The sequence below is a fragment of the Pseudoruegeria sp. SK021 genome (assembly GCF_002119405.1).
In the GTDB taxonomy this organism is placed as follows: domain Bacteria; phylum Pseudomonadota; class Alphaproteobacteria; order Rhodobacterales; family Rhodobacteraceae; genus Meridianimarinicoccus.
On the sequence record NZ_MTBG01000012.1, the window covers coordinates 34,608 to 54,377 of the forward strand.

General features: G+C 60.1%; 22 protein-coding genes. 13 read left to right on the forward strand and 9 right to left on the reverse strand.

What is annotated here, in order from left to right:
• Positions 1-79: 79 nt before the first annotated feature.
• On the reverse strand, positions 80-1,420 hold the full coding sequence (locus BV911_RS09395) for an RsmB/NOP family class I SAM-dependent RNA methyltransferase (protein ID WP_086053352.1): 1,341 nt from the start codon (positions 1,418-1,420) through the stop codon (positions 80-82).
• Positions 1,421-1,498: 78 nt separating this feature from the next.
• On the opposite strand from BV911_RS09395, the gene BV911_RS09400 reads away from it, so the two are divergent.
• A complete protein-coding gene (locus BV911_RS09400) occupies positions 1,499-1,684 on the forward strand; it encodes a DUF1674 domain-containing protein (RefSeq protein ID WP_086053353.1) in 186 nt (61 codons plus the stop codon).
• A 46-nt stretch (positions 1,685-1,730) separates the two neighbouring features.
• Here BV911_RS09400 and dapB read toward each other — a convergent pair whose 3' ends face one another.
• Positions 1,731-2,543: a 4-hydroxy-tetrahydrodipicolinate reductase gene (gene dapB / locus BV911_RS09405; protein WP_086053354.1), complete on the reverse strand. Its 813-nt coding sequence runs from the start codon at positions 2,541-2,543 to the stop codon at positions 1,731-1,733.
• Positions 2,544-2,641: 98 nt separating this feature from the next.
• Here dapB and rbfA point away from each other — a divergent pair, with 98 nt between their 5' ends.
• The 8 genes from rbfA (at position 2,642) to BV911_RS09445 (ending at position 10,451) form a co-directional block, all read left to right on the forward strand.
• Entirely contained in the window at positions 2,642-3,097 is a 456-nt protein-coding gene (gene rbfA, locus BV911_RS09410) for a 30S ribosome-binding factor RbfA (RefSeq protein WP_086053355.1), read from the forward strand.
• 3 nt (positions 3,098-3,100) lie between these two features.
• Positions 3,101-4,012: a tRNA pseudouridine(55) synthase TruB gene (truB, locus tag BV911_RS09415; RefSeq protein WP_086053356.1), complete on the forward strand. Its 912-nt coding sequence runs from the start codon at positions 3,101-3,103 to the stop codon at positions 4,010-4,012.
• Positions 4,013-4,217: 205 nt separating this feature from the next.
• Complete coding sequence (locus tag BV911_RS09420; RefSeq protein WP_086053357.1) at positions 4,218-5,075, forward strand: DUF2189 domain-containing protein; 858 nt, start codon at positions 4,218-4,220, stop codon at positions 5,073-5,075.
• A 56-nt stretch (positions 5,076-5,131) separates the two neighbouring features.
• The gene (locus BV911_RS09425) at positions 5,132-5,647 is read left to right on the forward strand and encodes a DUF1643 domain-containing protein (RefSeq protein ID WP_086053358.1); all 516 of its coding nucleotides are present in this window, start codon (positions 5,132-5,134) and stop codon (positions 5,645-5,647) included.
• A 252-nt stretch (positions 5,648-5,899) separates the two neighbouring features.
• Positions 5,900-6,169, forward strand: coding sequence for a 30S ribosomal protein S15 (gene rpsO / locus BV911_RS09430; protein WP_086053359.1), 270 nt, complete (start codon positions 5,900-5,902; stop codon positions 6,167-6,169).
• 196 nt (positions 6,170-6,365) lie between these two features.
• Positions 6,366-8,501, forward strand: coding sequence for a polyribonucleotide nucleotidyltransferase (gene pnp, locus BV911_RS09435; protein WP_086053360.1), 2,136 nt, complete (start codon positions 6,366-6,368; stop codon positions 8,499-8,501).
• A 146-nt stretch (positions 8,502-8,647) separates the two neighbouring features.
• Entirely contained in the window at positions 8,648-9,652 is a 1,005-nt protein-coding gene (locus BV911_RS09440; RefSeq protein ID WP_086053361.1) for a PAS domain-containing protein, read from the forward strand.
• A gap of 145 nt (positions 9,653-9,797) precedes the next feature.
• Positions 9,798-10,451: a peroxiredoxin gene (locus tag BV911_RS09445; protein WP_086053362.1), complete on the forward strand. Its 654-nt coding sequence runs from the start codon at positions 9,798-9,800 to the stop codon at positions 10,449-10,451.
• 59 nt (positions 10,452-10,510) lie between these two features.
• Here BV911_RS09445 and BV911_RS09450 read toward each other — a convergent pair whose 3' ends face one another.
• The 4 genes from BV911_RS09450 to BV911_RS09465 form a co-directional block, all read right to left on the reverse strand.
• Positions 10,511-11,302, reverse strand: coding sequence for a glycosyltransferase family 25 protein (locus BV911_RS09450; RefSeq protein WP_086053363.1), 792 nt, complete (start codon positions 11,300-11,302; stop codon positions 10,511-10,513).
• Positions 11,303-11,461: 159 nt separating this feature from the next.
• The gene (locus BV911_RS09455) at positions 11,462-11,689 is read right to left on the reverse strand and encodes a hypothetical protein (protein ID WP_086053364.1); all 228 of its coding nucleotides are present in this window, start codon (positions 11,687-11,689) and stop codon (positions 11,462-11,464) included.
• Positions 11,690-11,928: 239 nt separating this feature from the next.
• Entirely contained in the window at positions 11,929-12,552 is a 624-nt protein-coding gene (locus tag BV911_RS09460) for an RluA family pseudouridine synthase (protein ID WP_086053406.1), read from the reverse strand.
• A gap of 23 nt (positions 12,553-12,575) precedes the next feature.
• Entirely contained in the window at positions 12,576-13,025 is a 450-nt protein-coding gene (locus BV911_RS09465) for a GAF domain-containing protein (protein ID WP_086053365.1), read from the reverse strand.
• Between the two features lie 139 nt (positions 13,026-13,164).
• On the opposite strand from BV911_RS09465, the gene BV911_RS09470 reads away from it, so the two are divergent.
• Positions 13,165-13,509 (forward strand): STAS domain-containing protein, encoded by a 345-nt coding sequence (locus BV911_RS09470; protein WP_086053366.1) that lies wholly within the window; start codon positions 13,165-13,167, stop codon positions 13,507-13,509.
• 16 nt (positions 13,510-13,525) lie between these two features.
• The gene (locus BV911_RS09475; RefSeq protein WP_086053367.1) at positions 13,526-14,008 is read left to right on the forward strand and encodes an ATP-binding protein; all 483 of its coding nucleotides are present in this window, start codon (positions 13,526-13,528) and stop codon (positions 14,006-14,008) included.
• A 25-nt stretch (positions 14,009-14,033) separates the two neighbouring features.
• On the opposite strand, the gene hspQ is transcribed toward BV911_RS09475, so the two are convergent.
• Positions 14,034-14,360 (reverse strand): heat shock protein HspQ, encoded by a 327-nt coding sequence (hspQ, locus tag BV911_RS09480; RefSeq protein WP_086053407.1) that lies wholly within the window; start codon positions 14,358-14,360, stop codon positions 14,034-14,036.
• An 88-nt stretch (positions 14,361-14,448) separates the two neighbouring features.
• Between hspQ and BV911_RS09485 the strand changes: the two genes are divergently transcribed.
• A complete protein-coding gene (locus tag BV911_RS09485; RefSeq protein WP_086053408.1) occupies positions 14,449-15,330 on the forward strand; it encodes an AEC family transporter in 882 nt (293 codons plus the stop codon).
• A gap of 86 nt (positions 15,331-15,416) precedes the next feature.
• Positions 15,417-15,995, forward strand: coding sequence for a transglycosylase SLT domain-containing protein (locus BV911_RS09490; RefSeq protein ID WP_086053368.1), 579 nt, complete (start codon positions 15,417-15,419; stop codon positions 15,993-15,995).
• 14 nt (positions 15,996-16,009) lie between these two features.
• Here the strand turns inward: BV911_RS09490 and BV911_RS09495 are convergent, their stop codons facing one another.
• Together BV911_RS09495 and BV911_RS09500 are read right to left on the reverse strand one after the other, a co-directional pair.
• Positions 16,010-16,600, reverse strand: coding sequence for an outer membrane lipoprotein carrier protein LolA (locus tag BV911_RS09495; RefSeq protein ID WP_086053369.1), 591 nt, complete (start codon positions 16,598-16,600; stop codon positions 16,010-16,012).
• A 232-nt stretch (positions 16,601-16,832) separates the two neighbouring features.
• Positions 16,833-19,760: a DNA translocase FtsK gene (locus tag BV911_RS09500; RefSeq protein WP_086053370.1), complete on the reverse strand. Its 2,928-nt coding sequence runs from the start codon at positions 19,758-19,760 to the stop codon at positions 16,833-16,835.
• Between the last annotated feature and the right edge of the window lie 10 nt (positions 19,761-19,770).

Genomic DNA, 19,770 nt, shown 5'->3' on the forward strand with positions numbered 1-19,770 from the left:
GATAGATATCCCTGTCGTTTCAACGGCCCGCGTCGAAAATCATAGGCCGATGACAACGGCCTGTCATCGGCCAACGGCATCACCGGCTTTTGCGCAGCGCGCTGATGAAAAATCCGTCGATTCCGCCTGTGTCAGCCCAATGATCCGGGCGGATCCGCAATCCGTTAGGCGCCCGCCACGCCGGGTCGATCCACTCTGCCGCTAAGGCGGCATCATCCAGCGTCAGATCGGGGTGCCGCGCCAGCGCCGCAGTGATTTGCGCCTCGCCTTCATCGGGCAGCAACGAGCAGGTACAGAAGACCAGCCGCCCGCCGGGCTGCAACAGGGTCATCGCCCGGTCGATCATTTGCCCCTGAAGCAAGGCCAGCGCTTTGATATCGCTTGCGTCTTTGACGTAGGGCAAATCCGGGTGCCGGCGGATGGTGCCGGTCGCACTGCAGGGCGCGTCCAACAGGACGGCATCAAACGGGCCACTCTGCCAGACCAAGGCATCGGCGGTGACCACCTCAGCGGTCAGGCCTGTCCGTTCCAGATTGTCCAGCAGCCGGGCCAGCCGCGGTCCGGAAATATCCAGCGCAGTCACTTCGGCACCGGCATCGGCCAATTGCAGGGTCTTGCCACCGGGGGCGGCGCACAGGTCCAGAACCCGCTCTCCGGACTGGGCCGCAAGCAACCGCGCCGGCAACGCCGCCGCCGCATCCTGCACCCACCAATCGCCACTTTCATAGCCGTCTAGGGCCGAAACTTGCCCACCAGCCGCCAGACGCAGCGATCCTGTGGGCAGCAACACGCCGCCAAGGGCGTCGGCCAATGCCGCAGCATCGGTTCCTTGCTTGAGGGTCAAGTCCAGCGGCGGCGTTCCGGTCTGCACCGCTTCGATCGCCGCAACGGTCTTTGCGCCATATGCCGACAGCATCCGCCCACGCAGCCACCCCGGAAGACGCGGCGCAGGCAGATCGGCCCACCGTTCGCGGCCCTCGATGCTGACACTGCGCAGCACCGCGTTGACCAAGCCCGCCTGACGGGTGTAGCCGCCCCGCGTCAACGCCACGGCACAATCGACCACGCCATGCGCTGCGGCACGATCTTCGCACAGCTCGACCGTGGCCAGACGCAAAATATTGTGCACCACAGGCGGCGGCGCTTTGCGCAAATAAGGTTTCAGGCAGGCATCCGCCCGGCCCAGATGGCGCAGGGTGGTCAGGGCGAGCCGCTGGGCACGGGCCCGATCTTCAGGGCCGAGACCATGCAGCGGGCCATTGGACGCCTCCAGAACCACCGAGAGCATCTCGCCATTGTCCAGAACCGCACCGACTAATTCCAACGCCGCCATGCGGGGCGCCAGACCCGGCCGCGGTGCCGGTTTGGCTGCCGGACGCGGTCCGGGACGAGCCTTTGCGCCTGTTCGACGATCGTCCATGCCCCGCCTCCTGTCTTGTCCTTGAGAAACTGTGCCTTCGAGGTATATCAACGGCAGGCTTGGAACAAGGAGGCTCAGATGACTGACCAACTGGACGACGCGCACGACCTGCCCCCTGCCGCACTACGCGCCTTGGCCGAAGCCAAAGCGCGGCGCGATGCCGCCGAGGCCGCCAATCGCCCGATTGAACTGGGCGGGCGCGACGGCCCCGAACCTGTGCGCTATGGCGATTGGGAAAAGAACGGCCTCGCGATCGACTTCTGATCGCGGCTGTGGCCCGCCTGGGCGCCGAAAAGCGTCTTGGGCCTGATCACTTCAGGCCGAGGACATCCAACATATCGTAATGGCCCGGGGTCCGTCCCTGCCCCCACAGCGCGGCTTTCAGCGCCCCCCGGGCAAAGACCGCGCGATCGCTGGCCAGATGGCGCAGGACGATACGTTCGCCATCGGCGGCGAAAATCACATCATGCTCGCCGATCACATCGCCGCCACGGATCGCCGCAAAGCCGATATCACCGCGCTTTCGTGCGCCGGTGATGCCGTCTCGGCCCCGATCGCTGGCCGCGTCCAGATCAACACCGCGCCCGTCTGCTGCCGCCTGCCCCAACATCAAAGCCGTGCCAGACGGGGCGTCGACCTTGTGCCGGTGATGCGACTCAATCACTTCAATATCGTAATCTGCGTCCAGTGCCGCCGCGACCTGCTTGGTCAGTTGCACCAGAAGATTGACACCAAGGCTCATATTTCCAGCCCGAACCACCACGCAGCTGGCCGACGCCGCATCGATCTGGGCAATATCGGCAGCGCTGAGGCCGGTGGTGCCGATCACATGACAAATCCCGGCTTTTCCGGCGCTTGCCGCAAAGCCGACCGTCGCCGTCGGCGAGGTGAAATCGATCACCGCCTGCGCTCCTGAAAACGCGGCACCGGCATCATCGGTGACCGTCACCCCAAGCGCCGCACCGCCCATGGCCACACCCAAATCCTGACCGATCCAGTCATGCCCCGTCCGTTCGACAGCACCGGCTATCCGCGCCCGGTCGCTGGCTTGGACCGTTTGAATTAACATGCGGCCCATCCGTCCCGATGCACCGGTAATCACGATCCCTGGAAGATCCGCCATTATTTGCCCCCTGAATTGTCTCTGCGCTATCTAGTCAAGACAGGCTCAGTTAGCAAAGCCTGTTGCGACAGCGCCCGCGATCCCCTACATGGCGCAGCATGGCAAAGAACAGGCATCATGACGGCGCAGGTCCGTCTCAGCGGCAACTGCGCGTCGGCGAATTGATCCGGCGCACCCTTTCGGATGTGTTGTTGCGTGGCGACATTCACGATCCCGAATTGAACCGCATGTCGATCACGGTGGGCGAAGTTCGCACCTCGACCGACCTGAAAGTCGCAACCGCTTATATCCTGCCTCTGGGCGGACAGGGCGCCAAAGAAGCTTTGGACGCGCTGCGCCGCAACCGGCACGAGTTGCGCCGGGCCGTGTCCAAGGCGATGACCCTGAAATACGCCCCCGAAGTCAGGTTCGAAATCGACGAGACTTTCGACCGTATGGATGCCACCCGCCGCCTGCTAGAGCAGGACAATGTGCGCCGGGATCTGGACCAGCCCGACACCGAAGATGACGGCTCGGACCCTGATGGATCCGCGACGCGCGACGAGCGGGGCTAAGCCATGGGACGCAGACGCAAGGGCCGGGATGTATCTGGCTGGCTGGTGGTGGACAAGCCTGCCGGGATCAGCTCCAATGATGTGGTCGGCAAGGTCCGCTGGGCATTTGATGCCAAGAAGGCAGGTCACGCAGGCACCCTCGACCCCGAAGCCACCGGCGTGCTGGCCATTGCCTTGGGCGAAGCAACCAAGACGGTGCCTTATGTCACCGATGCGCTGAAAGCCTATACGTTCACAGTGCGGCTTGGGGCTGCCACCAATACCGATGATGCCGAGGGCGAGGTGATCGCCACCAGCCCACTGCGCCCCGAAAACGCCGCCATTGAGACCGCCCTACAGAAGTTCATCGGCGATATTCGGCAGGTCCCGCCGCAATTTTCTGCCGTCAAGGTGGATGGTCAGCGGGCCTATAAACTGGCCCGAGCAGGCACCGAAATGGATCTGGCAGACCGCCCGCTCTATGTCGAAAGCCTGACGCTTCTGGACCGACCCGATGATGATCACGTCGTTCTTGAATTGGTTTGCGGCAAGGGCGGGTATGTCCGGTCCATTGCACGCGATCTGGGGCAGGCCTTGGGGTGTCTCGGACATGTGGTCTCGCTGCGCCGGGTCTGGTCCGGCCCGTTCGATGCCGAAGACGGCGTCACGCTTGAGGCTTTGGAAGCCGAAGCGAAAGATCCCGCGCTTGACCGACTGCTCGCGCCATTGGAAATTGCCCTCGCCGACTTGCCGGAAGTGCCTTGTACTGCCGAAGGTGCGGTGCGCCTGCGTCACGGCAATCCGGGCATGGTCCTGACATCCTCGGTGCAATACGGCGACGAAGCTTGGGCCTCGTATCAGGGGCAAGCCATCGCGGTTGGCATCTACAAGGCGGGCGAACTGCACCCGTCGCGGGTCTTCAACGCCCCAGAGTAACGGCGGCGCGAACACGCGGCGTCCGATACCGCCGCAGCGCCCACTCGCGTGAATGTGTCACACTTGGCCGCGAAAGTCTGGTAGCTTGTCTTAACGGTCGATGTTGAGGTGGCCCGCCCGCAGCAACCGGATCGTGGCGGCATCGCGCGCCCGTTCGGCAACAGAGCCCCCCCCCTGAGACCGCCCACTTCAAGCGAGGACGCTCATGGTTAAGACAATCGGAAATCCACTTTCCTGGACCGCTGAAGCACTGTCGGGGACCGGAAATCATCTGGCCGATGCCACCAGCCGGATCGTGGGCAGCAGGTCTGCGGCACCGCCGGTGATCCGCACTCTGACGATGGAAGACATCAGAATTTCCCTCCGGGCCGGTGTCGATGATTTTCTGGCTCTGCGCAGCGATGTCGTCTTCATCGCCGTCCTTTACCCCATCATCGGCCTCGTCATGGCGACCTTCGCCTTCAACGGCGATCTGGCGCATCACATCTTTCCCCTTGCCTCGGGTTTTGCCCTGATTGGTCCGATCGGCGCCATTGGCCTGTACGAACTAAGCCGCCGCCGCGAGCTGGGTCTTGATCCGAAATGGTCTGACGCATTCGCCTTGCTGCGATCCCCGGCCCTCGGCCCGATCCTTGCGCTTGGCGCGATCCTGCTGGCGATCTTCGTGGTCTGGATGCTGGCCGCGCATCTGGTGTTTGTCCTGACCATGGGAGACATGTTGCGGATCAACGCCATGGATTTCACCACGCAGGTTCTGACCACGCCTGGCGGTTGGGCGATGGTCTTGATTGGCATCCCCGTTGGGTTTGTGTTTGCCGCCATCGTCTTAACGATTTCGGTGGTGTCCTTTCCACTGCTTCTGGATCGCGACGTCGGGGTCCGCGTGGCCGTTATGACCTCGGTGAACCTGACACGGCGCAATCCGCGTGTGATCGGCGCTTGGGGCGTGGTTGTCGCGACCGGCTTGCTGATCGGCAGTCTTCCGCTTTTTCTTGGCTTGATCATTGTCATGCCGATCTTGGGACACGCCACTTGGCATCTCTATCGCCGTGCAATCGGCTGAGGGTGTGACCGGGGAAGGCGTCTTGCGTCCGGCTGCGGCGCAAGCGACAAGCCCCTATGATTACCCGCACCCATATCAAGGGCGATGCGCCCTCGACCGCGATCTACTCGGATTGTGAGCGGTATCGCTACAGCCTGACCCGAACATGGGACCCGGACGGTCGCCGGGTTCTGTTCGTGATGCTCAACCCGTCCACCGCCACCGAGGTCCAGAACGATCCCACCGTCGAACGCTGCGAACGGCGGGCCCGCGCATTGGGCTACGGCGCGTTTCGGGTCTGTAATATCTTCGCGTGGCGGGCGACCGATCCGCGCGACATGCGCGCTCAGGCCGATCCCACCGGACCGGACAATGACCGCGCGATCGCCGAAGGGTGCAGTTGGGCCGACACGGTGATCTGCGCTTGGGGAACCCATGGCGCGCACCTAAAGCGCGGTCCTGCCGTCGAGGCCCTGATTCGCGCCCAAACCAGCACCCCGCTGCACCTAGGGCTCAGCAAGGCCGGCCATCCGAAGCATCCGCTGTATATCGCCTATACCCAACAGCCTGAACTGTGGGCATCGGCAGGCTGAACCGATGGATACGCGCTGAAACCAGCGCAAAAATGCCCGCCTTGCGGCCCCAAGTGGCAACGGCGCGGCGTAAATACGCCGATGCGGCGGCGCGTCCGCTATGGGTCTGCCGGTTGCGCCCCTTTTCTTTTGCCCCGTTTTCACGTATAGCCGCGCATCCGCCCTTCCTCTCTTTTGGGCGGATTCCCTCCAAGGGCCTTGCTGGACGACATCCCGGCCTGCGCCATTCACCCCTTTTCTAAGGAGACCCCGATGTCGATTACTGTTGAAGAAAAAGCCCGCGTCATGTCCGAGTTCGCGACCAAAGAAGGCGACACCGGTTCCCCGGAAGTTCAAGTTGCCATCCTGACCTCGCGCATCGTGACCCTGACCGAGCACTTCAAGACCCACAAGAAAGACAACCACTCCCGCCGTGGTCTGCTCAAGCTGGTGGCAACACGCCGCAAGCTTCTGGACTACCTCAAGTCGCGGGAAGAAGCGCGTTACCAGTCGCTGATCCAGCGTCTCGGCCTGCGCCGCTAATCTGACAGGGGAACGCGCCGATTTTCGGCGCGTTTTCTACATTTGGCGGTTCCAGATTGGGGACTTCCACCTGACGACGCAGCCTCCCCTTCGGGCCTCAAGGGACAGGCACAATGTGACGATGAGGCCACGGGCAAACGGCCCGTACGCAACCAAGAGGCTGGGGGAGGGTCCCTCGGTCAACATAGGAACACACATGTTCAACGTGACCAAAAAATCGATGCAGTGGGGGGAAGAAACCCTCACTCTGGAAACCGGCAAGGTTGCTCGTCAGGCCGACGGATCTGTCATCGCCACTCTGGGCGAGACCTCTGTCATGGCCAACGTGACCTTCGCGAAATCCGCGAAGCCTGGGCAGGACTTCTTCCCGCTCACCGTTCATTACAACGAAAAATACTACGCAGCTGGCAAGATCCCCGGTGGGTTCTTCAAGCGCGAAGCGCGTCCGACCGAAAAAGAAACCCTGACCAGCCGTCTGATCGACCGTCCGATCCGCCCGCTGTTTGTTTCGGGCTTCAAGAACGAAGTTCTGGTGATCTGCACCGTGCTTAGCCACGATCTGGTCAACGACCCTGACGTTGTGGCGATGATCGCAGCTTCGGCTGCCCTGACCATTTCGGGCGCACCGTTCATGGGTCCGATCGCGGGTTGCCGGGTTGGTTTCGTGGATGGCGAGTACATCCTGAACCCCGAAATCGACGACATGCAGAACCTGCGCACTGCCCCTGAGCAGCGCCTTGATCTGGTTGTCGCCGGCACCAAAGACGCCGTGATGATGGTGGAATCCGAAGCTTACGAGCTGTCCGAAGCAGAAATGCTGGGCGCCGTGAAATTCGGTCATGAGGCGATTCAGCCGGTGATCGACCTGATCATCAGCTTGGCCGAAGATGCCGCAAAAGAGCCGTTCGATTTTCAGGCTCCGGACTATTCGGATCTTTATGCTGCGGTCAAAGCCGCTGGCGAGACCCAGATGCGTGCGGCGTTTGCCATTCGCGACAAGCAAGAGCGGACCACCGCAATCTCTGCCGCTCGCGCCGCAGTGAAGGCCACTCTTAGCGAAGAGCAGCTGGCCGATGAGAACCTCGGCTCGGCGTTCAAAAAGCTCGAATCGTCGATCCTGCGCGGCGACATCATTTCGGGCGGTGCCCGGATCGATGGTCGGGACCATAAAACCGTGCGGCCGATCCAGTCGGAAGTGGGCATCCTGCCCCGCACCCACGGTTCGGCCCTGTTCACCCGCGGCGAAACCCAAGGTCTGGTTGTGACCACTCTGGGAACCGGTGACGACGAGCAGATGATCGATGCCCTGCACGGCACGTTCCGCAGCAACTTCTTGCTGCACTATAACTTCCCTCCCTACTCGGTCGGTGAAGTTGGACGTTTCGGACCTCCGGGCCGTCGCGAAATCGGCCACGGTAAATTGGCTTGGCGCGCGCTTCAGGCGGTTCTGCCGGCTGCCACCGATTTCCCTTACACGATCCGTCTGGTCTCTGAGATCACCGAATCGAACGGCTCCAGCTCGATGGCGTCGGTTTGTGGTGGATCGCTGTCGATGATGGATGCGGGCGTTCCGCTGAAGTCGCCGGTTGCCGGTGTTGCCATGGGTCTGATCCTTGAAGAAGATGGCCAGTATGCGGTTCTGACCGACATTCTGGGCGACGAAGATCACCTCGGCGACATGGACTTCAAAGTTGCGGGTACCGAAAACGGCATCACGTCGCTGCAGATGGACATCAAGGTCGCAGGCATCACGCCCGAGATCATGGAGCAGGCTTTGGCACAAGCCAAGGACGGACGTCTGCACATCCTCGGCGAGATGGCCAATGCGCTGACCGAAGGCCGTCAAGAGTTCTCGGCGCACGCGCCGCGGATTGAGACAATGCAGGTTCCCACCGACAAGATCCGGGAAGTTATCGGGTCGGGCGGCAAGGTCATCCGCGAGATCGTCGAAGTGTCTGGCGCCAAGGTCGATATCAACGACGACGGTATCATCAAGATCGCTTCGGCCAATGCCGACAGCATCAAGAAGGCCTATGACATGATCTATTCGATCGTGGCAGAGCCTGAATCCGGCAAGATCTACAAAGGCAAGGTCGTGAAGATCGTCGATTTCGGCGCCTTCGTGAACTTCTTTGGCAAGCGGGACGGTCTGGTCCACGTCAGCCAGATCAAGCCCGAGCGCCTGAACCACCCGTCGGACGCTCTGAAAGAAGGTCAGGAAGTCTGGGTTAAGTTGCTTGGCTTTGACGATCGCGGCAAGGTGCGCCTGTCGATGAAAGAAGTCGATCAGACCTCCGGCGAAGAGATCAAGGCTGACGAAGCAGCCGAGTAATCGGACCGCAAGAGACAGCAAATCGGCCCCGGTGGAAACGCCGGGGCCTTTTAGTTGGAACACCGACCCGTCAGATCGCCCGGTACGGCAATTGACAAGACGTGCCCAACCCAAATGATAAACCTGACGTAAATGAGGAAGCAGCGATGGAGATGACACAAAGCGGCATCAGTTGGGGCATCCAAAAGGATGAATCGATGGCGCAGACTTTCCATCACATCCGCCTGCCGCTGTGTGTGACCGACCCGAACCTGCCGGACAATCCTATCGTCTACGTCAACAAAGCGTTCTGCGACTTGACCGGCTATGCCTCTGCCGAGGTCATCGGCAAGAACTGCCGGTTTCTGCAAGGTCCGAACACCTCGACAACCAGTGTCGCCGCCGTTCGAGACATCATCGCCCGACAAGCGGTCGACACTGTCGAGATCCTGAACTATCGCAAAGACGGCTCTGAATTCCTCAACGCGTTACAAATTGGCCCGATCCTAGACGACGACGGCAAGCTGGCGTTTTTCTTTGGCTCGCAATTGGACGTCTCCTCCAAACGCGAGGACGAGCGCCGGATGCGGGCGTTGGCCGAAGAAGAGTTGCTGCACCGGCTTCGCAACATCGTGAACGTGATGAGCGCCATCATCCGGATGACTGCCCGCGGCGAGACCGATCTGGCGCAGTTCAGCCAAACCTTGAAAGGCCGGTTGGAGGCACTGAGCGAGGCCCATTTCAAAACGATCACGCATCTGCACGATGGACGGCCGCTGTTCGGCGACCTTGCCGCGATGATTCTCAATGCCTATGCCCCACTGCGCGCCCAGCAGTTTGAATTATCTGGCCCAGACTACGCCATCCCGTCGGCGCTGGTGTCGGTCATTGCGTTGACCTTGCATGAATTGGCTACCAACGCCGTCAAGCATGGTGCGCTTGGCACTGAGGACGGCAAGGTTGTCCTGCAATGGGCCATCACCGATTCCCCCCCCGCGTCCGGCCTTGAGTTTCTTTGGACAGAACAAAACGGCCCCGCTGTCGTTCGATCCGATCGGGTCAGCGGATCTGCCATCGTGAACAATCTGGTTGCAGCCTCGGGTGGCACCATCACATTTGACTGGGCCCCCCAAGGGCTGATTGTAACTGGGCGGTTTCCGGCTCTGGCCTGACGGCACCTGGCCCGTATGTCGGCCTGCGCATTTCGATCTGCAAAGGCCAAATGGCATTGGGTCAATCCGCGATCAGACCTAGCGTTTTGGCGGTTGGTCACCATATGATGCCGCAACACCCCCTACGATCTTGAGGAGAAAACCAATGTCCCTGCGCATCAACGACACCGTCCCGGATTTTACCGCCCAGACCAGCGACGGAGAGATCTCTTTCCACGACTGGATTGGTGACAGTTGGGCCATCTTGTTCTCGCACCCCAAAGATTTCACCCCGGTCTGCACCACGGAATTCGGCGCGGTCGCGCAATTGGCCGACGAATGGCGCAAGCGCGGCACGAAAGTGATCGGCGTTTCCGTCGATGGCGTCGACGATCATAAGAAATGGATCGGGGATATTGAGACCTTCGCGGGGGCCGATGTCGGATTTCCGATCATCGCGGATACAGATCTGACCGTGTCCAAGGCGTTCGATATGCTTCCCGCCGAAGCCTATCTGCCCGATGGCCGTACCCCGGCCGACAGCGCGACCGTGCGGTCTGTGTTCATCATTGGGCCGGACAAGAAGGTGAAACTGTCGATGACCTATCCGATGACGGTCGGCCGCAATTTTGCCGAGGTTCTGCGTGCCCTCGACGCGCTGCAAACCACCGTCACCCATAGCATCGCCACCCCGGCAAACTGGGAAATCGGCCAAGATGTGGTGATCCCCGCCACGGTAAGCAATGATGACGCCACGGCGAAATTCGGCAGCTTTACCACCCACTTCCCCTATCTGCGCACCGCCAAATTGCCTGGTTAAACTGAACCAATGCCCTGCCCCTTCCCGGGTCAGGGCATTTCCGAACCTGAGGATATTTCTTACCGCCGCCGCAGTTTCCAACGGTGGAACATCGCCCAGCGACGGCGATAGGTGCCGCGTTCGCGGCTACGACGCTTGAACCACCAGCTTTTACCGTCCCGTTCTTTGTGCTGAGTGGCTTTGTCTTCGGCACTGCCTGAGATTTCGCTCACCGCGCCGGTGGTGAAAAATAACGGATCAACCAGACACAAGCCTCTTCCCCGCACGGCCATGTCTGTGCGCAGGACATTATCCACCGTTCCAGAGATGTGGTGTGTTCGGTTCACGAACCATGCAGCACCGGCACGGGACCAGATCAAAGCGCTGGTGCTGAGGGGGAAATCATGGGCGTGGCACAGCGTAAGGTGCGCGGCGCCTGACGGGATCGTTGCCAACGGGGTTGTAAATTCAGTTCGCTTCAAGGATCGGCTAAGATGGATCAGGTCCCACTCGTCGGTTTCTTGCCGTTCGAGCCACTTCATAAGGGCATTAAAACCCTGCTTCGCACCGGGTTTCAAATGGGCGTCATCTTCCAGCACCACTCCGACCCGATGATTGCTATCCAGAAATGTCTGCGCCGCATTCAGATGGCTTTGGAAACAGGCAACCTCGCCCCCGGACAGGGGACGGCCAAACCAAAGCCACGCACGATAGGCAGTGTAAAGCCGGTTGGCGTTCGGCGGTTGGCCTCGGCCATCGACCGCAGTGAGGCGTCGAAATTCAAGGTTGTTGTCGCGCAGGTTCGCGGCGACTGCATCCATCCGCCGCGTGCTTCCGTCCAGATTTATGACTTGGATCAATCTGTCGGACATCGCGGCATCTCTCGACCTAGAGGGACCAATCCGGCGCTATTCCGGCCTCTGGATCGGTGGATTCCCGACAAGGTATCATGTCGGAAATGCCGATGTCACGATGAGGATCCCGGTCGGCTATGAAAGTCTCACGTGAGACCCCCAACTGCCGTCCGATGATTAAAAGATGGCTTGGTCGCGGAACACGTGGCGAACGATGCCCTCACGGGTCAGGCCGCGCTTCGCCAGTTCTTCGTCAGTCATGCCCGACAAACGGCTGACTTCCTTGACCCGATAGTTCGACTCACTCATCGTGATCAGCAGGTTCCAAAGTCCCTTGAAGGGGGCTGCGATCAGGTCGATCAAGTTGTGACTATGGGCGGTGCTGGTGGCGTGAACATGTGCCATGGGGGATACTCCGACTGAACATTCTACAATTTCCTGTCGACCAGACATAAAGGCGCCGGGGCCATTCTGCTAGGCGCATCGGCGCAAGCCCGCTATGCACGTGCAGCATAAACCTGCCGCAGCGCAGCATCGGTGCTTTTTTTGGAAAGAACGGACCGCAATTCATGCGGCGAGCCGGGATCGCACGCCCGCCAAAGGACTGCGATCTGCCCGGCGTCGGCCCTGACCTCAGGCCAGAATTAAAACGGACAAGGTGCGCGGAAGGTCAAACCCTTGCCGCCGTCGGGATGGCGCAGCCGCAACTGTTCTGCATGCAGCATCAGGCGCGGCGCGTTCAGCGCTTCGCCTGTCGCATAGAACGGGTCGCCCAGAATGGGGTGGCCCAATTGTTGCATATGAACACGAAGTTGATGGCTTCGCCCCGTTTGCGGGCTGAGGCGGACCCGCGTCGCATCCTCTTCGAAACGCACGACTTTCCAGTCGGTGATCGCCTGACGCCCGGTTTCAAAATCAACCTTTTGCAAGGGTCGGTTCGGCCAATCCACGATCAGCGGCAAATCCACCTGCCCCTCGCGTTCCGCCATCCTGCCCCAGACCCGTGCCACATAGGTCTTCTTGACCATGCGTTTTTCGAACTGCAACCCAAGGTGCCGCTGCGCGGATCGGGTCAGCGCAAACACCATTACCCCCGACGTGTCGCGATCAAGGCGGTGCACCAGCAACGCCATTGGAAATACCTTCTGAATGCGCGAGATCAGGCAATCTTCCAGCCCCGGACCCTTCCCCGGAACCGACAACAGACCGCTCGGCTTATCGACCAAAAGAAGTTGGTGATCTTCATGGACCACGTTCAACGGATCCATCGGCGGCGAATACAAACTGCCGGTCACTGCTTGAATACCGCGTCGAGGATGCCTTGCAAGGCGTCCGCATCCGCCCGACCAAACGCCGCCGGGCTATTGCTGTCGATATCCAGAACGCCCAGCAAAGATCCGCCCTGCCAGACCGGCAAGACCAATTCGGATCGGGTCGAGCTGGAACAGGCGATATGTCCGTCGAAGGCGGTCACATCATCCACGATCTGCGCTTGCCCGCTGCGGGCAACGGCACCGCAGACCCCCTTTGAAAACGGGATGACCAGACAGCCGTGGGTTCCCTGATAGGGGCCGATCTTCAGGGTCTCGCCGCCGACGTTCCGGTAAAATCCCGTCCAGTCGAACCGATCATCTGCGTGGTGGATTTCACAAGCAAGCGTGGCCATCAATGCCACCGGATCGGTTTCACCCGAGGTCAGGCTTGCGACCCGGGCGGCCAATTCAGGGTATACGACCTGCATTACCAACGTCCTTCACAGTGTCATGATCCCCGGCGTCAACAACGCCCCTGCAAGAATGTGCAGGGTCAATTCCCCGGAAACCGAATAGTAAGACCTCTGCCGTAGCGTGTCGAAAGGGGCATGTAAACGGAGCCGGGCTATGAATCTGACAAGCCAGACTGAAGGGCAGGTGCTGTTGATCAATGTCGACGAGCCGCGCATTGATGCCTCTGTCGCGATCCAATTCAAGGACCAGATGCGCGAACTTTCAGACGCACACCCGGCGCGCATCGTCGTTGATCTGTCTCGCGTGGACTTCATCGACAGCAGCGGTCTGGGTGCAATCGTCGCCGCCATGAAACAGCTTGGAAATGGCCGGACATTGGAACTGGCCAGCTTGACGCCCACGGTTGGCAAAGTGTTCCGGCTGACTCGGATGGATTCAGTGTTCAAAATCCATGATACGCCCGCGAAGGCTTTGAGAGCCGGGGCCGAAAGTCCTTGACCGGACCTTTCAGCCAATGTCGCTTTGGACATCTGCCGCGATCTGCCGCCAGAAGATCAATGCCTCAGCAACGGGGGTTCGTGCCGGATTGGCCGCGATCCGCGCCATCCTGCATCGACATCGCCTGAAAGAAGATGATCTGGGATCGGTCGAACTTGTGTTGGCCGAAGTGCTGAATAATATCGTCGAGCACGCCTACGCCCAACGGCACGATGGGGTGATCGAAATCTTCATTTCTCCGTGTGAGGCGGGATTGGCGGTTCGGGTCTTTGACACCGGCGCGCCGATGCCCGACCTGACCCTTCCCCCCGGACAACCCGCGAACATAGACGTGGCCTTGCCTGAACTGCCCGAAGGCAGTTTCGGGTGGAACTTGATCCGAACGGTCGCAGACGATATCCAATATGTCCGTGTCACGACACAGAACCGGCTGTCGTTCCGCATCCCCCTCACCCAAGCGCCGCCGCCGTCCGAAACTCAGACGGAACAACCATCCTGACGCCCGATTTCGCTGCAGCGGATGCTCAGTTCAACTGCGCCTGTATGGGGTAAATGCCGTCTTCCATCTCGCCGAACATGTCCTCAATATCAGGATGTTCAATCGGCTCTCCGGTAATATCCGGCAAAAGGTTCTGCTCGGACACGTAAGCCACGTAATAGCTTTGGTCGTTTTCAGCCAGAAGATGGTAAAAAGGTTGATCTTTTGATGGGCGGCTTTCCTCTGGAATGGCCTCATACCATTCATCGGTGTTCGAAAACACTGCGTCCACGTCAAAGACCACCCCTCGGAAGGGATGCTTCTTGTGCCGGACAATCTGTCCGAGCTGATACTTGGCGCGAGTTCTCAACATCAATTTGCAACCTTCCTCGCCCGTTAGTAGACCCAAAGGAGCCCATATGTCCATCCGGCGCCCGGGCTTCAATAGGGAATCTGTTAACGTGGCAATTCTTCTTACCGTCCTGGAAATTGTCGCTCCTGTCTTCCTACTCGCATCCATCGGCTATGTTTGGATCAAGATGGGGTTGGAGTATCGGGCACAATTTGTCACGCAATTGTCGGTCACCTTGTCACTGCCTTGCTTGATTTTCGTGTCGTTAATGCAGACCGATATCGACCCATCCGCGCTGGCCAATCTGTCCTTGGCCGCAATTGCCGCTTACGGCGCGGTCACGGTCGTCATGATCGGCGTCGTGCGTCTGTGCCGACTGGACCGCCGATCTTATCTGGCGCCAATGATCTTTGGGAACACTGGCAATGTCGGCCTGCCTTTGGCGCTGTTTGCGTTCGGGGACATAGGCCTCGGCTATGCCGTGGTGGTGTTTGCGGTCATGGTGATCTGGTCGTTTACTTACGGGGTCTGGCTGGTCGCAGGCGGCGGGTCACTGGGAAAAGTCGTCCGAGAACCGTTGGTTGCCGCCACGTTGTTGGGCGCACTCTTTCAGTGGCAAGGCTGGGAAACACCGGACTTTCTGACCAACTCGCTCAAGCTGGTCGGGCAAATGACCATCCCGATGATGTTGATCACGCTCGGCGTTGCTGTGGCGCGCCTGAAACCAGGAAACCTTTGGCTCGCGATCATCCTCTCGGCCTTGAAATTGGTCATCTGTGTTGGCTTGTCTTGGTATATTGGGCGCTGGTTCAACCTCGAACCTATATCCTTCGCGGTTCTGGTCATCCAAGTTTCGACGCCGATTGCGGTGACCTCTTACATGCTGGCCGAGAAATATGGGGCCGATTCTGATGCGGTCGCCGGCCTCGTCGTGACCTCGACATTGATGTCGGTCGCCGCACTGCCCGTGCTCCTCGCGCTCTTGTTATAAACCTTCGTGACCGCGGGACAGTTTTGCATTTCCAGAAAAGCGGATTTCCGCTAGGGTCTGGAAAAACATAACCGCACGAGGCCGATATGAGCAGTCGTCGATGCGCGTTGCTATTGATGTTGATCCTTGGGGCTTGCGGGGGCGATTCGCCGCCGCGGAACTTGGACAATGCCTGTAGCATCGTGGACCAGCGCCCGAATTACCTTCGGGCCATGAAGAAAACCGAAAAGCGCTGGGGCGCACCAGTTCCCGTGCAGATGGCAATCATCCATCAGGAAAGCAAATTCGATAGCGATGCGCGCACCCCGCATCAATATGCTTTGGGCATTATTCCGATGGGGCGCCAATCGTCTGCCTATGGCTATGCACAGGCGCTGGATGGCACCTGGGACGAATATAAGCGGACAGCCGGGCGGCGCAGTGCGAAGCGCACCAATATCAATGACGCCACCGATTTCATCGGCTGGTACATGGATCGCAGCCAGACCCTGAACGGCATCTCGAAATATGACGCCCGCAATCAGTACCTTGCCTATCACGAAGGCAATACCGGGTTTGCCCGGGGCAGCTATCGCGGCAAGTCATGGTTGGTCAGTGTGTCGAACCGGGTCTCATCCCGCGCAGCCCTGTATCAGGCCCAACTGAAAGCCTGCAAGAAGATCTAACAGTTTGGACCCGGCTACTGCCGTTGCCGGGTCTCAAACGCAATGTCGAACAAGAATGGCGACATGTCAGACACCGGCGTGAATGGCTCAAGGATCACGCGGGTTTGCTCCCCCGTGTCCGACACGATCAGCCATTCGGCTAGACGCAGCGGCGACGGCTCAAAATACAAATAGATCTTGCCGTATTCGGGATGTTCCGGATCCTGCGCTTGAACGATCGTCCGACCTTTTTCCTCGCCGTGGCCAGTCACCATCTTCGCCCGTGTCAGATCGACATTGCGTGCGAGGATAAGGTTCAGCGGCGTGCGCTTTAAAGGATATTGTTCGGGCTTCACTGCGCCGCGGCCATCAAAGATCGCCACCTGAGATCCGCTGGCTAATACCAGAGTATCATCCATCGGCGCATCATATTCAAACCGGGCCCGCCCCGGACGCTTCAGATAGAGCGTCCCGGTATTCCGGCTTCCATCCCCATTGATCTGGGTAAATTGAGCCTTATCGGCATCAATCGTATTGATATAGGCCGACAGCGTCGACAGCGGCAGCTTGTCTGCGTGTGCAGGCAGGGCAAACAGACACGATAGCGCGAGGATGAGATGTTTCATCCCTTCGATATACGCGCTCTGCGGAATATTCCAAGAGATTGATCTTTCACAATGCAGCGACGGCGGGGTTGCGCAGGCCCAGGGTCAAACCTGCAAAAGACAGGCCTTGTATGGCTGGTGAAGGCATCTGCTGATCCGGACTGACTGAAGGTTGCGCGTCGCCCAGAAACGAAACGGCCGGGTCTTTGCCAGACCCGGCCGCGTCCACCACTTCGCTACTCAGCGTTTCAGCTTACTGCTGCTCTGGGACCAGCACGTCGCGCTTGCCGACATGGTTCGCCGGGCTGACCAGACCATTGTCTTCCATCTGCTCAACCAGTCGCGCCGCCTTGTTATAGCCGATGGCCAGCTTGCGCTGGATATACGAGGTGGAGCATTTCCGGTCCTGAATGACGATCTGCACCGCTTGATCGTACAGCGCATCCTCGCCGCCGGTATTGCCGCCAAGGCCAAGGATCAGATCAATGTCATCGCTTTTGTCGTCATCAGGCCCATCTGCAACGCCGCCGACATAGGATGGCGAGCCCATGGATTTCAGGTGATTCACCACCACCTCAACCTCTTCATCCGACACGAACGGCGCGTGAATACGGGTGATACGCCCGCCACCGGCCATATAAAGCATGTCGCCCATGCCCAGAAGCTGTTCGGCCCCCTGTTCGCCCAGAATGGTCCGGCTATCGATCTTGGACGTCACCTGAAAGCTGATCCGGGTTGGGAAGTTGGCTTTGATGGTGCCGGTAATCACGTCTACCGACGGACGCTGCGTCGCCATGATCAGGTGGATACCACTGGCCCGCGCCATCTGCGCCAACCGCTGAATACAGGCTTCGATTTCCTTGCCGGCCACCATCATCAGGTCGGCCATCTCGTCAACGATCACGACGATATAGGGCAACGTCTCGGGCGCGAATTCTTCGGTCTCGAACACCGGATCACCGGTCTCGTCGTCAAAGCCGGTCTGCACGGTGCGCGAGAACATCTCGCCCTTGTCCAGCGTTGCGCGCACTTTGCCATTATAGCCTTCGATGTTGCGCACACCCATTTTCGACATCTTGCGATACCGGTCTTCCATCTCGGCCACGACCCATTTCAGGGCGACAACCGCCTTCTTCGGATCGGTCACAACCGGCGACAGCAGATGCGGAATATCGTCATAGACGCTGAGTTCCAGCATCTTGGGGTCAATCATGATCAACCGACATTCGGCCGGTGTCAGCTTATAAAGCAGCGACAAGATCATCGTGTTGATCGCCACAGACTTCCCCGAACCGGTGGTCCCGGCGATCAGCAGGTGGGGCATCTTTGCCAAGTTGGCGACAATCGCCTCGCCGCCAATATCCTTCCCCAACGCCAATGGCAGGCGCATCTTGCTATCGCCAAAGTCCCGCGCCGCAAGGATTTCGCGCAGCAGCACCATCTCGCGCTTCTCGTTCGGCAGTTCGATCCCGATCACCGACCGGCCCGGCACGGTGGATACCCGGGCGCTAAGGGCCGACATCGACCGCGCAATATCATCCGCAAGGCCGATTACCCGGCTGGCCTTCAGGCCCGGCGCGGGCTCAAGCTCGTACATCGTGACCACAGGCCCGGGCCGAACCGACACGATATCGCCCTTGACCCCATAGTCATCCAGCACGTTTTCCAGCATCCGGGCGTTTTCTTCCAACGCTTCATCGCTCAGATGCAGGCGTTCGACGATCGAAGGGTCCGCCAACAACGAGAGGGGAGGGGTCTCATAGCCATCGTCATCGGTATGCGTGGGCTGATGCGACGGTTGCGCCGCGCCGCCCGTCTGTTGCGCCACGGCGGGACGTTTGACCGCATGACGCACCACCGGCTTGGGGTCATGGAACCGGGCAGCATCGCCCGAGATGGCCGGTTCTTGGGCGGAGTAATCATCGTAATCGTCGTCGTCGTCATCGCTATCGACAAAGGCAGTCTGATCATAGGCTGCCGCCTTACTCGCTGCGAAAGCAGCAGGTGCCCCGGCTGCCGGCAACGGCATGCGTGACGCCGCAGGTGCCGCCGGGCGCGGTGTGGCCCGCACAAACATGGAGGCCGGTTCTGCCGTGATCTCAGGCGCCGTCGGCTCATGCCGACTGAGAACTGGTTCGCGCCGATTGCGCGAGGCCGCCGCCGCCCGGGCCCGATCACTGCGCAGGCGCAGGCGGATGGCATCGGTGATCTTCGCCCGGACGCGTTGATCGCCGCCAGGGCCGGGCTGCGTCGTCTCTTCAAATACCTCGTCGTCGTAATCGTCATCCTCGGCTTCGAACATCAGCGGTTCGGGCGCATATCGGGCGCTGAGCATCGGTTCATCCCGGCTGATCGTTCGGGCCGCCCCCCCCAGCTTGGGCACCGGCGGAAGGGTCGCTGCTGGACGGTCATAGGACGGGGCCATAACGCCATCATCCTCATCCACCAGCATCTCATCGTCGAATTGCCGCCGCTCGGCCCGCAACTCCTTGCGACGCTCCACCCGTTCGACCAATTGCTCTCGGGTACGGCTGGCACCATGACCCAGCTTTCGGATCAGGCCGTCGAAGGCAAATAGCGTGCCGAACCACAAAAACCGCCCCATACCCGCCAATTCAGGACGCGTGAAGCCAAGCGCGTGCAGCCCGGCCGCCAACATCAAAATGGCCAAAGCCGCAGCCGACAACAGCAGGCCAAAAGACGGCGCCAGCGGTAAGATGCCCAGCAACACACCCAGCGCCGTATCCCCGAACAGGCCGCCCATGCCGAAACTATGGACCCATTCAGCCCCCGGCGGGTAGGTCGCGGCGTAGACTGCGGCCACCGCCACAAAGACCGGCACAAAAATCAACCGGCCAAAGGCCCGATCTTCCCCAAGATGAAACGCAAACCGCACGCCCCAGACCATGCCGACCGCAACCAACGCCCAAGACCCCGCCCCAAGGATCACGTAAAGCGGTGCCGCAAGATAGGCACCGAAATAGCCCAGCCAGTTTTGCGGAGCCTCACTCGACGTTCCGAGGAAACTGGGGTCGGTGGGCGAATAGGATGCCAGCGCCAGCGCCAGAAGCGTCGCCCCCACGAACAGCGCCACGCCCATCAACTCGCGCGCGCGTTTTTCTAGCGCAACCTGTGTGGCTTGGTCGAACAACGGATCGCGGCGGCGGGTCTGATATGCCATGTCTGGGAAA